Source organism: Gardnerella sp. KA00255, assembly GCF_049244095.1.
GTDB classification, from domain to species: domain Bacteria; phylum Actinomycetota; class Actinomycetes; order Actinomycetales; family Bifidobacteriaceae; genus Bifidobacterium; species Bifidobacterium vaginale_F.
This window is the reverse complement of the sequence record NZ_CP058374.1, coordinates 94,654-107,945: the sequence shown is the minus strand read 5'-3', so window position 1 is coordinate 107,945 and position 13,292 is coordinate 94,654. Positions and strand designations below refer to the sequence as shown.

9 protein-coding genes and 2 pseudogenes are annotated in these 13,292 nt (G+C 40.8%); 6 read left to right on the top strand and 5 right to left on the bottom strand.

The window, feature by feature from the left end:
* The first annotated feature begins 12 nt into the window (after positions 1-12).
* The 3 genes from HXT51_RS00430 (at position 13) to HXT51_RS00420 (ending at position 3,271) form a co-directional block, all read left to right on the top strand.
* Positions 13-2,478, top strand: coding sequence for an energy-coupling factor transporter ATPase (locus tag HXT51_RS00430; protein ID WP_421776518.1), 2,466 nt, complete (start codon positions 13-15; stop codon positions 2,476-2,478).
* A 123-nt stretch (positions 2,479-2,601) separates the two neighbouring features.
* Positions 2,602-2,727: a hypothetical protein gene (locus tag HXT51_RS00425; protein ID WP_421776517.1), complete on the top strand. Its 126-nt coding sequence runs from the start codon at positions 2,602-2,604 to the stop codon at positions 2,725-2,727.
* A 238-nt stretch (positions 2,728-2,965) separates the two neighbouring features.
* Complete coding sequence (locus HXT51_RS00420) at positions 2,966-3,271, top strand: YhbY family RNA-binding protein (RefSeq protein ID WP_103084277.1); 306 nt, start codon at positions 2,966-2,968, stop codon at positions 3,269-3,271.
* A gap of 224 nt (positions 3,272-3,495) precedes the next feature.
* Here the strand turns inward: HXT51_RS00420 and HXT51_RS00415 are convergent.
* Positions 3,496-3,819: pseudogene (locus tag HXT51_RS00415) on the bottom strand (IS256 family transposase); the annotation flags it as partial.
* On the opposite strand from HXT51_RS00415, the pseudogene HXT51_RS00410 reads away from it, so the two are divergent.
* From HXT51_RS00410 to HXT51_RS00400, 3 genes and pseudogenes are all read left to right on the top strand, one after another.
* Positions 3,811-3,960: pseudogene (locus HXT51_RS00410) on the top strand (phage portal protein); the annotation flags it as partial. The pseudogenes HXT51_RS00415 and HXT51_RS00410 sit on opposite strands and share 9 nt — an antisense overlap.
* 229 nt (positions 3,961-4,189) lie before the next feature.
* Entirely contained in the window at positions 4,190-4,957 is a 768-nt protein-coding gene (locus HXT51_RS00405; protein ID WP_415705684.1) for a hypothetical protein, read from the top strand.
* A gap of 373 nt (positions 4,958-5,330) precedes the next feature.
* Entirely contained in the window at positions 5,331-5,834 is a 504-nt protein-coding gene (locus HXT51_RS00400) for a hypothetical protein (protein ID WP_421776516.1), read from the top strand.
* 168 nt (positions 5,835-6,002) lie between these two features.
* Here HXT51_RS00400 and HXT51_RS00395 read toward each other — a convergent pair whose 3' ends face one another.
* The 4 genes from HXT51_RS00395 to HXT51_RS00380 form a co-directional block, all read right to left on the bottom strand.
* Positions 6,003-7,376: a replication-associated recombination protein A gene (locus HXT51_RS00395; RefSeq protein WP_421776515.1), complete on the bottom strand. Its 1,374-nt coding sequence runs from the start codon at positions 7,374-7,376 to the stop codon at positions 6,003-6,005.
* 93 nt (positions 7,377-7,469) lie between these two features.
* Entirely contained in the window at positions 7,470-9,998 is a 2,529-nt protein-coding gene (locus tag HXT51_RS00390; RefSeq protein ID WP_421776514.1) for a DEAD/DEAH box helicase, read from the bottom strand.
* A gap of 82 nt (positions 9,999-10,080) precedes the next feature.
* Entirely contained in the window at positions 10,081-12,285 is a 2,205-nt protein-coding gene (gene der, locus HXT51_RS00385; protein WP_421776513.1) for a bifunctional cytidylate kinase/GTPase Der, read from the bottom strand.
* Positions 12,282-13,055, bottom strand: a complete 774-nt coding sequence (locus HXT51_RS00380) for a pseudouridine synthase (RefSeq protein ID WP_103085008.1) — start codon at positions 13,053-13,055, stop codon at positions 12,282-12,284. The genes der and HXT51_RS00380 overlap by 4 nt, the downstream gene beginning before the upstream one ends.
* Positions 13,056-13,292: the final 237 nt, after the last annotated feature.

Here is a 13,292-nt window from a genome sequence, read left to right as displayed (position 1 = left end):
TCGCAGACAAACATGCGTAACACAAATACGAACTGTAGTACGACTGGCATTACGAGCTGTAATACAAACGGAAATACGAATTGCATTACAGCTTGTAATACAACCGGCATTAGCAGAATCGCAAGTCGCAGTAATACAAACGCAAGTCAAGAAATCAAAGCTGGCATTACTACTCCAGTAATACTGCGAGATATTTGCTTTAGCTACGATAATGGCAATACTTGGATTCTTAATAATGTGAATCTAACTATTAATTCCGGCGAGCGCGTGGCAATTGTTGGAGCTAACGGTTCTGGAAAATCAACATTGTCGAAAATTATTTCCGGCCTTACAGCACCTGATAGTGGTTACGTACAGCTATGCGGAGAAAAAGTTTTTGATAATACTACTGCTCACTCTTTAGCATACAAAGAAGCAAGAAAGCATATCGGCACGCTATTTCAAAGTCCGGAAGATCAAATTATTACTACTGTTGTTGAAGATGATATTGCTTTTGGGCTAGAAAACTTGCAAATTCCGCGCGAAAAAATGCAAAATCGTATTAGCAAAGCTTTACAAGCTATTCACATGGAAAATAAACGTTATGCAAACCCTAGTTCTATGAGCGGTGGCCAACAACAAAAAATTGCTCTGGCATCCTCTATTGCCATGAATTCTCAATTACTTGTTCTTGATGAGCCAACTTCTATGCTTGATACATATTCGCGTAAAAGCGTTGATGATCTACTAAATAATTTGCACAAAAATGGCACTAGCATCGTTCAAATTACACATAGTCTTGAAGAATGCAAAAATGCAAATCGCATACTTTTATTAGAAAATAGCAAACTGAAAGAAATTAGTTTTGAAGATTTAGAAACTCATTTTTTGAATATTAATTCAGCGAATAATAATTTCATCAAAATTAGCGAGCGCAAAAATTCAACTGAGAATAGCAATTGCGTAAATAAATCTGACGATGCTATAAAAATTTCTAATCTAACTGTTAAATATGATAAAACTTCGCCAGCTGTTATTGACGATTATTCACTCACTGTTAAAAGTGGCGAAATCGTTGCAATGATAAGCAAAAATGGAAGTGGGAAATCAACTCTTGCTAAAACTATTTGCGGATTGTTAAAAGCCGATTCCGGAACCATAACAGTTGATGGCATACCAGTAACCGGAAAAACTTCTCGCGATGATCGACGTAAATTACGCAGCACTATTGGTTACGTTATGCAACTTCCAGAGCAACAGCTTTTTGCCGATACAGTACGGAATGATGTTGCTTATGGCCCACAAAATTTTGGATTAAAAAGCGATGCTCTTAAAAGACGTGTGGATGAAACTCTGCGTTTACTGCATATTGAGGATTTGGCTGAAAAATCACCTTTTGCTCTTTCTGGAGGCCAGCAACGACTTGTTGCAATAGCAGGAGTACTCGCATGCAAACCACGCGTGCTTGTATTGGATGAACCAACTGCAGGATTGGATTTTGAAGCAGCATCGCGCATTCTAGAAATTCTCTACACTTTGCACAATCAAGGCGTAACAATAGTGCTTATTACGCATAATATTCAGGAAGCGAAAGCTTTAGGAGCACGAATTGTAAGTATTGAGCAAAGCGAAAATAAAAATAATCAAGTAGATAAAAGTAAAGTATATAAAAATCAAAAAGACAAGCGCGAAAATACAAGCAATATCAAGCCAGTAGAACAGCCAGAAAAATCACTACTTGCATCTTTTGATCCAAGAGTAACTTTATTTTCATGCTTTATCATTATGCTAAGCGCTTTTAGTATTACTAACTATACGCAATTAACAATCCTAGCAATAGCAACAATTTTACTCACTTTTATAGCAAGAATATCACTTATAAAACTGTTATCTTCACTTCATATGATTATCGCAGTATTTATTTTCTCAGGCTTACTTAATATTCTTTCAGTTCGAACTGGTACAGTACTCGCAAACATTGCAACCATTCCAATAACTAGTGACGGAATTAATTATTCAATACTTTTTGCAACACGATTTTCACTCGTTATTATTATTGGCGCTATTGTAGTGCTCACTATGAGTCAGACAGTACTTACTGAATCTTGCGCACGTCTACTCTCGCCGCTTAAACATATATGCATACCAACTCAGGAAATATCTCTTATTATGAGCTTGGCAATGCGATTTTTACCAACGCTTGCATCTGAAGGTCACGCTGTTGCACTAGCACAAATCGCACGCGGAAGCAGTATTCACGACGGATCATTTAAGCAAAGAATACATGCCATAACGGCTATAATAGTGCCAGGATTTGCTAGCGTAATTCGCCATGCAGATACGCTTGCGCTCGCATTAGACTCACGATGCTACACACCTGGAGCTAAAAGAACTCACTTACATACTTGGAGAGTACGCATAAAAGATATATCGTTATTGGTAACTTCTCTAATCATTGTGAGCGCGATTATTGCTTGCAAAATATTGTATTTATACTAAACTTTCCGAACATTTCACATTTTTCAGCAAACGCAATACATAAGTTTCTACTAAAATATGCATACACTTACAAAATTTTCCCATCTAATGTTGCTGCAAATCGAAGGAGCTTAAAGTTGCATAGTGCGCGTTAAGATTCTTTCTGATGGTGCTGAGTTGTCGGAGTTTCTCTCATCGCAAGATTTTTACATTGCTCTAAGAGAAACTCCGACAGCTCTTGGCATGTTTAGTCTTTTAATCTTCGGTTAATCACCGAGATTTTTCAATTTTTCTTGCTCTCTCGGCGAGTCACCATCTAGCGACGCTGAGGCTCGCCTCTTTCGCTGCGAAAAATCTTAAATCTCTGCCTAACTGGTAGAAAAGCATATTTTGTAAATGAATCTATGCAGCAATTCGCAATATACTGTATAATCCGTTAAGCACTTAGTACTAAGTATGAATACTTTTGAGATTACCAATACTTTTACTTTTATTGAAAGGACTACTTATGGCATTGACAAAGAAGCAGATTAAGCAGCTTCGCGCGCTCGCTAATACGCTTAGCCCACTTTTATACGTTGGCAAGAACGATATTACTGATGCAGCAGTTAAGCAGGCAGACGAGACCATGCAGCATCATGAACTCATGAAGTGCGCTGTGCAAGATGGTTCCGGATTAAGCGCTAAAGAAGCTGCTGATGCACTTGCTGAAAAGCTCGGAGCCGAAGTCGTGCAAGTAATCGGAAATCGTTTTGTACTTTTCCGCGTCTCCACATTAGACAACGTTGAGCATATTGTGCTCGTGCGCGAATAAAACTCTCTCTTAATATTTTATATTTTTGCGATACTTCGTAAATAAAAATGCTCCATGATTCTAAGGCTTATTCATAATCAATTTGATAGCCAAGCGAATCGTGGAGAATTTTTGTATTTAACACCATTAAGCTCTAAATCTTGGGGTTATAGGCCAAAAAGTGCGTAAAGCTAAGCTGATGAATATTCTTGAAAATAGGAGTAATCAGCTTAGCTTTTTAATAACTACTGGTAGTATTCACGACTCTTATGGAACTCATTCCAATCAACACCAGTACCATATTTTGCTGGTATGCCAAATACTTCAGATAAACCCTGCTCAGAACGCTCCCAAGCTTGCTGATAAAGTTGTTCTATACGTTCACTAGTAAAAGAATGAGCAATTATCCAAGACTTATCTTGTGGCTCATTTGTGTTTAAATAACACCACCAGCATACAGCATGTATACGTTTTAACAAGCTTAATCCACGATGACTACGTAGCATATCACGAATTCTACTATTCATTGATTCAATAGCATTATTAGTTGGTGGAATAGGATGAGCGCAAACGATATTAGACAGTTAGAAAACTTGGATAAGATTCCCGCCTGTGAGGGTGGTGACTTGTATTTGATTAACGGTAACATGCTCCCACTTAACCGTGCGGGAGCGTTCACTGTAATTGGTAGAAATAAGTTAGGTGATTAAGATGAATTTGTGTCTTGATAATATTAATATAACATGTTATATTAATATTATTTTATTATAACTGTTTAGACAGTGAATGAATCATTTAGGCAACGAAGACATAACGAATTATCTTAACGTTAAGCGAAAAATAGAATCTAATCTCTATGGATACTTAACTAAGATAATATCCTACACTATGAGAGTATACAGCGAATTAAGAATATAGAATTCTAGGAGGCGTAATACTATGTCTAAGAAAAAAATGTATATTTCGCTAGGAACTTTACTTTTATTGGTTCTATTTGTATCTTCTGGAATTTTTATTATTGGAAATAATCAAGCATCAAAGAATAGTGGGAATATAGCTCATAAATTGATGCCTGTAAATGTGGCTTATGCTGAAAAGTTAGATGATATAAAGGGAGCCATGAATAAGTTGAGGGTGGAAATAGAAACTGAGACGAAGACTAATCCACAAGTGGCTATGCAGGCACATCCAGGAAAGTTTATTAGGAATTCTAAAAACTATCAAAGAATATTGAAACTGGGACTGAAGGCAATTAAACCTCTTTACGATGCTATTTATGATAGTAGAGATGCTGGATGCTATGAATATATTCTAGCTATGGCTATTGAAGACATAACTGGTGAAAAGTTTGTTTACAATTCTGACTATGGTTGGAAAAATTCGTTAGAGTTTAGGATGGCTTATGACGAAAAAGTAAACAATACAAGGTTTAATGTTGAAAGAATCAGTAATAATGAAACTTTGAATGATCATGACCGAACTCAGAAATTTAAGGAATTAGGGATTTTTGCAGTTTCTGATTTAATTAAAGAGTATAGGAAAAGTGATTCCAAAGTTTCTAAACCATCGATATTAGAAGCTGTTAAGGGAATTACTAGTAAGTATAAAGAACTTGCAATAACGGAAAGAACTCCAACTGAGAGTATTCTAGATGAAACACAATTATTTGATTCTCTAGTTTCCTTAAATGGAAAAGCGTACAAGTAAGGTGAATTATCTAACTGTAAAGCTAGTTCGTTAGGAATTATTTGAGTGTTATGCGAACATGAAGCGACCAAGAAAATCTTGGTCGCTTCTTTATATAAGAAAGGAGGAAAAAGGTAATGAGGAAGTTGGCAGTTTGTGATACTTACTATGAGCCTTTTACTGTTTTTAAACACATGCGCCATTTAACAGCACTCAATCTAAGTTAAATCGCAAACAATTTAGGGAATGCGTTATGCATGCATGCTTATCACTACATGCAATTAGAATCGTGTTTAAGTGTTTTCACTTAAGAGAGACTAATAAATTATAGAAACTCAGCAATAATGCTTATTTATTCATAGTTATATTGCGCGCAAGAGAGAGGTTTCTGATCATGAAATCTAAAATTATAGGCTTCATATTGGCAATCGTATTTTTAGCAGTACTAGTATTTTCATGCTATTCCATTTCACACAATGGTTCATTTAGCGGTTTACGAAAACTGTTTAATATTGAGCCAGATCTTAATGCAATTAGTCAGAAATGTAATATGCCTATAACGCATAGTTATGCTCTTAATGGAGCTGAAGCAATCGTTAAAGTTGGATCAAATGACGACTTCCGCAATGCCGCAGACTGTGTAGTAGACGAATTCCCTTCTTCTGAGAAAAACAAAAGAAAGATAGATAAAATTGTCGATGAAGGATATAATCCGCTTTCTATCAGCGGCGGCGAAAGAATCATGATTGCAGGTAAAACCACATGCGTGTTAATATTCCCATCAATGTATGGAAACGTTATGGTTGTTGGAGACGTTGATGATCTTTACCACACTGACTTCCGTTCGCTTACAACTGGCCTAATGAGGGATATCTCATCGGGAGCAAATAATCAATAAAACTATCCGTTCGAAAATCAAAACGTAATTTTATCGTCGATATAAAATATAGGGCTATAGTCCCAAAATATAAATAATGCTCCATGATTCTAAGGCTTATTCATAGCAATTTGATAGCCAAGCGAATCGTGGAGCATATTTATTGTATAAACCATTCGGAGTATTTATTTAACTGTTATCTTCAGAATTATGAAGAATGTTGCGGATTTGAGATAAGCGTTGAGTAAGCTCATGCTCGTAGCCGCGATTGGATGGCTGATAGTATTCGCGACCAACCAGCTCATCTGGCATATATTGTTGCGATGCCACAGCACCCGGATAATCGTGAGCATACTTGTAACCGTCGTGATTACCCCAACTTTTCATCAAAGCAGTCGGAGCGTTTCGCAAATGAAGAGGCACTTGACCGATATTTCCAGCATCAACGTCTTGCAAAGCCTTATTAATAGCGTTATAGCTTGCGTTTGATTTAGGAGCAGTTGCTACAGCAATCACAGCTTCAGAAAGAATAATGCGCGCTTCTGGCATGCCAATTAGAGCAACTGCTTGAGCTGCAGCAACAGTTACTTGTAAAATTTGCGGCGCTGCCATACCAACTTCTTCCGCAGCAGCAATCATAATTCGCCTGGCAATAAAACGCGGGTCTTCCCCAGCTCTAAGCATTCGCGCTAAATAATGCAAAGAAGCGTCAACATCACTTCCGCGCATCGACTTAATAAAAGCAGAAATCACATCGTAATGATCATCGCCGTCTTTGTCGTAGCGAACTGTAGTAGTATCCATTACGTTAGAAACGATATCAGCAGTAATTACAGGCTTCTTTTTGCCATGTTGCAACGCAACATCTCCTGTTACTGCTCCTGCAGCAGCCTCTAAAATGGTGAGAGTTTTGCGGGCGTCTCCCCCGCTTAAACGAATAATTGAATCAATAGCATCATCGTCGATTTTAAGCTGATCATTAAGACCGTTTTCGCTAGTTAGCGCACGTTCTATAAGCGTATGCAAATCTTCAACACTAAGAGACTCAAGTTTAACAACTACTGATCTGCTAAGTAGCGGCTTAATGATTGAAAAACTTGGATTTTCTGTAGTAGCTCCAATAAAAGTTACGTCGCGATTTTCAACGCTTGGAAGCAAAGCATCCTGCTGAGATTTAGAAAAACGGTGAACTTCGTCAATAAACAGAACCGTTTCTTGACCTTTACTAACTAAACGCTCATGCGCTCGGTCTAGCACAGCTCGAACGTCTTTAACTCCGGATGTTACAGCAGAAAGCTCTTCAAACACTCGACCAGACTGTCTAGCCACAATATAAGCAAGCGTAGTTTTACCAACTCCTGGAGGGCCAAACAACACAACAGAACTTGGAGCAGTAAGAGAACCTTTAGATTGCGGATTCGCAAGCCTGCGTAAAGGCGAACCTTCTTTTAGCGCATGCGACTGTCCCAACACGTCTTCAATACTGCTTGGGCGCATACGCACTGCCAACGGACGCGTCACATCGCTAGGCGCACTACTTGCGGAAAATAAATCTTGCTCCATAAATACCAGCTTACACTACATATAGAACAAACGTTCGATTGCATTCTGAATTCCATGTTTTGCCTTCTGTGCCTGTTAGCACATTTTTAAAAATCACACACGCGAAACTTGATAATCAAAGAACACAACTTCGCCTTCGTCTTGCGTTGTATCCAAATCAACAACGCCAGTAATAGCCCAATTATGATCTCCGTCCGAATCGTCGATAATCTGCCGAACTTTCCACGAATGCTCACTCTTCTCAAGAGAATCATCCAAAATAAACAGATCGCCACTTCTAGCCTTGGCATCTATTCCAACATACTCGTGCTCATCGTAATAGTCGTCAAGCACATCATTCCACTCGTGAACGCCGTAGCCCCAAGCTTTGTCAAGCTCTCCCAAAGCATCCGCATCTTCCAAATCCATAAGTTGCACGCGTCTAAACATTGCGTTTCGAATCAACACAATAAGTCCACGACGATCCTCAACTACAGACTCAGAAGTTCCAGGAGCAGCCATAGTTACAGCGCTAGCTTCAGCGTCCGACCCTCCTGCACTTTCCCACTCGTCAACAAGACTTGAATCAATAGAGCGCACAACAAGACGAAGCCACGAAATAATATCACGCAATTCTTCGTTAAGCATATCTTCTGGCACAGTGCGAGCAAGCGAACGATAAGCGTCCGAAAGGTAACGAAGAAGCGTTCCCTCACTTCTAGCAATGCCATAACGAGAAATGTATCCAGTAAAATCGGAGGCGGTTTCAACCATGTCTCGAAGCACAGATTTAGGCTTTAGCCAGTAGTCGTTTGCCCACGGAACATCTTTGCGATATTGCGCAAAAGCAGGAGTTAGCAAATCTTCCAAAGGCTTAGGATAGCTAACTTCAGCTAAGCGTTCCATGCGCTCTTCGTAATCAATGCCATCATCCTTCATGCCAGCCATTGCAGCATCGCGAGCCTTACGCTCTTGCGCACGAAGAACAGGCTTAGGGTCATCCAAAGTTGCTTCAACCATAGAAATTACGTCAAGCGCATAGCTTGGAGATTCTGGGTCTAGAAGTTCCAAAGCTGCGAGCAAGAACGGAGAAAGCGGCTGATCTAGCGCAAAACCTTCAGGCATAGCAACATCAAGATCATAATCACAAGAACCGTCAGCGCGCTCTCTGCATTCAATCACTTGAGTATCGAGCAAAGTTTGGAAAATATCGTCGCAACGCTCAAGCAATTTTTCTTTATCTTGCGGCTTTTGTGCGCTATCTTCAATAAGCTTTTCAACGCGCGCTCTAGCATCCCCACCTTGCGTAACTTCGTTCAAAATCATTGAGTGCGTTACAACCATATGAGGATTCAAAGTTTCTGGAGCGCTTTCAATAAGCTTAGTAAACGTTGGCTCGCCCCAAACAACAAATCCTTCTGGAGCTTTCTTACGCTTAACTTTTTTAAGCTTTTTAGGATCATTTCCAGCTTTTGCAACAGCGCGCGCATTCTCAATCTCAAACTCTGGAGCCTCTGCAACTACTAAGCCCTCAGTATCGAATCCCATTCTGCCTGCACGACCTGCAATTTGATGAAACTCGCGAGCGCGAAGCTTTCTACTACGGTTTCCATCAAATTTTGTAAGAGCTGTAAGCACAACCGAGTGAATTGGCACGTTAATGCCAACGCCGAGAGTGTCTGTTCCGCAAATAACGGGCAGCAACCCCTGCTGAGCTAGCTGTTCGACAAGCCTACGGTAGCGCGGAAGCATACCAGCATGATGTACGCCTACACCGGTGCGCAGTAGCCTTTGCAAGATTTTGCCGAATCCTGTAGTAAATTTAGTACCTTTAATGGCTTGAGCAATTTTGTCTCGCTGCTCTTTGCTTGAAACTCCAGTGCTTGCGAGCGCTTGCGCTGTTTCAAGAGCTGCGTCTTGCGAAAAATGAACTACGTATATTGGCGTTAAACCCTTGTTAAATAAGAGTTCTACAGTTGTTGCTAGCGGCTTATCTGTGTACTCGTATTCGAGTGGGATTGGTCTTGGCGCATTAGCAATAATATCAACACTACGTTTTGTTGATTTTTCTAAGCGTTCCGCAATATCCGTTACGTCTCCAAGAGTTGCGCTCATAAGTAAGAATTGCGTATTTGGGAGTGTAAGCAGAGGCACTTGCCAAGCCCATCCGCGCTCTGGATCACCATAGTAGTGGAATTCGTCCATTGCAACGCAATCGACTTCAGCGTTTGCGCCTTCACGTAAGGCTTGATTTGCTAAGATTTCCGCCGTGCAGCAGATTATTGGAGCATCAGCATTAATATGCGAGTCGCCTGTAATCATGCCAACGTTGTCACGCCCAAAAATAGCTACTAAATCGAAGAATTTTTCGGATACAAGAGCTTTAATTGGCGCAGTATAGTAGGAGCGTCTGCCGGTGGCGAGTGCCGCAAAATGCATGCCGAGCGCGACAAGCGACTTTCCAGAACCTGTTGGAGTGTTTAAGATTACGTGATCCCCTGCAAGCAAATCCATAACGGATTCTTCTTGATGCGGCCACAAATCTACATGCTTGTTATCTTTAACCCAATCAACAAATGCTTGAAAAATCTCATCTTCGCTAGCATGATGCAAATCAAAAGCTAACTCGCCCAAACCAGCCATATACGCTCCTACTTTACTTAAGCTTTACTCGTGACTTTAATCGCAAATTTATTTGCGATTTATTTGTGATTAACCTGCGACTTTACTTGCGCTTCTTCTTATCTCGTACTTTTACGGAGATTTGAATAGGAGTTCCCTCGAATCCAAACTCTTCTCGAAGAGAACGCTCAATAAAGCGACGGTAGCCGTGCTCTAAGAAGCCTGTTGTGAATATCACAAAACGCGGTGGGCGCGTAGAAGCTTGCGTAGCGAACAAGATTCTCGCTTGCTTTCCGCCTCGCAAAGGATGTGGATGAGCAGACTGGATACGCCCCAAGAAAGCGTTGAGCTTGCCTGTAGGAATACGCTTATCCCAGCTGTCTAAAGCTGTTCGCATAGCGCGCGCAAGACGATTCGTATGCCATCCTGTTTTTGCAGAAAGGTTCACACGCTCAGCCCAAGTTACGCGCTCAAACTCAGTTTTCCACAAGCGTTCCATGCGCTGTCTGGAAAATTCGTCCATCAAGTCCCACTTGTTAAACACAAGTACGATTGCTCGACCTGCGTCTACAGCCTGGCTCATAACTTTCAAATCCTGCTCCGCAATCGGCTGAGAAGAATCGAAAAGAATCAAAGCAAGTTCCGAGCGTTCAATCGCAGCTTGCGTACGAAGTGAAGAATAGTATTCAGCACCCGTAAGCTTATGCTGCCTGCGCTTAATACCAGCAGTGTCAATAAACAGCCAATCCTCGCCGTCAACTCGCACAACCTCATCAACAGGGTCACGAGTTGTTCCAGCCAAATCGTTTACAACAGATCGCTCTTCGTGAGCTAAATGATTCAAAAGCGAAGACTTACCAACGTTTGGACGACCTACTAAAGCAACTCTGCGAAGTCCTTCTGGAGTTAAGAATCCTGAAGTTTTATTCGCTTTCTTTAAAGAGTTAAGAGCTGCATCAAGCAAATCTCCAACGCCTCTGCCGTGCATTGCAGAAATTCCGTAAGGCTCACCCATTCCGAGCTTCCAAAACTCTGCAGTCAAATACTCACTTCTAGCGTCGTCAACTTTGTTAACTGCCAAAGTAATAGGCTTACCGGCAGCGCGAAGCATTGAAACAATACGCTCATCTGTAGCAGTTAAACCAACCTGACCATCCACTAGGAAAATCACAGCATCGCTTAAACGCACTGCTACTTGCGCTTGCTGAGCAATAGAAGAATCAATTCCTTCGACATCTGCTTCCCAACCACCAGTATCAACCAGCTTAAAATTGGTTCCGGCCCACTCAGCGTCGTAACTTACGCGATCCCTCGTAACACCTGGAGTATCTTCTACAACAGCTACACGATGACCCAAAATACGATTTACAAGCGTTGATTTTCCAACGTTTGGCCTGCCTATAACAGCGATTACTCCAACAGCTTTAGAATCTTTCGCATCATCTTGACTTACTTCGTCGCCTCGAAGAAGCGCACGGTCTTCATCGTCAAGATCGTAACCTTCAAGATTAGCGGCATAGCGATCGTACTCATCCTGCTCGATAGCAGCATCAACCATTTCAACAAGAGCGTCAAGAGTCTGCTCAAAAGTTAAATCAGAATTATCGAGAGTTGTAACACCGTCTGCTGCTTGAAGAAAATGCGTAACTTTAGAATCTTTAGCGTCACGAGCGCGAATATCGTCTTCTTCAGATTCAATATTCTTAGATTCATTATTTTGCAAATTTTCTTGCGCAATATCCTGCTTGTTTCTGCGAGCTTGACGCACATCCTCACGAGCAGTAAGAAGCACTCGAACTTGCGCATTAGGAGCAACAACAGTAGTAATATCACGGCCTTCTGCAACTATTCCCTCTCCGCCTGAGAAAGAATCTTCACTAGACTCTGAAGCAATATACGCGCGCTGAGCAGCAATAAGCATACGGCGAACTGCAGGAATTGAAGATACAGTAGACACGTGCGAAGAAACCTCAACAGAACGCAATTCTTCGCTAATATCCTCACCTTCGACAGTCACTACAGGATTCTTAGGATCAACGCTAAAGTCAGCGTCACTTTCAGTAAATAAGGCTCCAACAGCTTCAACAATTTGATTAAAACGTTCAGTATCAGCTGGATTTACAGGATTTCCTTCTTCATCTAATTCAAGTTGCGTGCTTAAATCAATACCTTGCTTCAAGCACCACCAAGCAGCAGCTCGATACATTGCCCCCGTATCTAAATATGCAAAACCATAGTATTGCGCTAAAGCACGGGAAGTAGAAGATTTACCTACTCCTGCTGGTCCATCAATTGCTACGCAAATCACAGGCCAACCTCCTTAGAAAGAGAGCGCACTTCCGTTTGAGAAAGCACTCGATACGATCCAGCTTTTAAGTCCCCCAATTTAATAGGACCAATTTGAGTACGCACAAGACGCTTTACAGGGTATCCTACGGCTCCAAAAATTCTGCGCACAATACGATTCTTACCAGAGTGCAACACAACTTTTACGATAGTTGCATCGTGATTCTGGTCGATTATTGCGCATCGATCGAGCTTAATCCAACCATCTTCAAGATTTACGCCTTGCGAAACCAAGCGTCTGCAAACCAAACCGTTAATCTTGCCTTCAACAGTTGCAATATAAGTTTTCTCAACTTCATACTTTGGATGCATAACATGCTGGCTTAACTCACCATCGTTGGTCATTAAAATAAGACCTTCCGAATCGTAATCCAAGCGCCCCATGTGGAAAATTCGCTCGTACTTGTCTCCAACAATATCTCTTAAAGTAAAGCGACCTTTTGGATCATCCATTGCACTAAGAACTCGCTTAGGCTTATTCAAAGCAAGAGTTACTAATTTCGTGTTAAATTTCACACGAGCACCGTCTACACGAATCTTTTGTTTACTAGGATCCACTCGAGTACCAAGTGTTGTAACCAATTCGTCGTCTACCTCAACACGACCATCAAGGATTATTTCTTCACACTTTCGACGTGAACCAAATCCCGCTTCAGCAAGCAACTTCTGCAGTCGAATGGCGTTTTTGTCATCTGAATGCGCCTGATTGGCGCGGGAATATGCGTTTGGCATCGTTCTCCCAACGTGACCTATGAATCACAATTCTTCGCATCTTACGTAACACAACAAGTTCAATAAGCGCAACAGAATTGAAATTCTTTTATATATTTCTATGATTTTATAATTTATAGCAATTTCATAATTTGAGTGAAATTACCATGAGTTTCTATATTACCGTATAGCCTAGCCGTGATAGTATAGCCTATGTTTTGTGTTGTAATCATTAATAAAGCAGCACAACTAAAAATT

Coding starts and splice junctions, on each gene's coding strand:
- HXT51_RS00395 (WP_421776515.1), bottom strand. CDS start 7,376: ATGGAGCAAGATTTATTTTCCGCAAGTAGTGCGCCTAGCGATGTGACG.
- HXT51_RS00420 (WP_103084277.1), top strand. CDS start 2,966: ATGGCATTGACAAAGAAGCAGATTAAGCAGCTTCGCGCGCTCGCTAAT.
- HXT51_RS00430 (WP_421776518.1), top strand. CDS start 13: ATGCGTAACACAAATACGAACTGTAGTACGACTGGCATTACGAGCTGT.
- HXT51_RS00380 (WP_103085008.1), bottom strand. CDS start 13,055: ATGCCAAACGCATATTCCCGCGCCAATCAGGCGCATTCAGATGACAAA.
- HXT51_RS00390 (WP_421776514.1), bottom strand. CDS start 9,998: ATGGCTGGTTTGGGCGAGTTAGCTTTTGATTTGCATCATGCTAGCGAA.
- HXT51_RS00405 (WP_415705684.1), top strand. CDS start 4,190: ATGTCTAAGAAAAAAATGTATATTTCGCTAGGAACTTTACTTTTATTG.
- HXT51_RS00400 (WP_421776516.1), top strand. CDS start 5,331: ATGAAATCTAAAATTATAGGCTTCATATTGGCAATCGTATTTTTAGCA.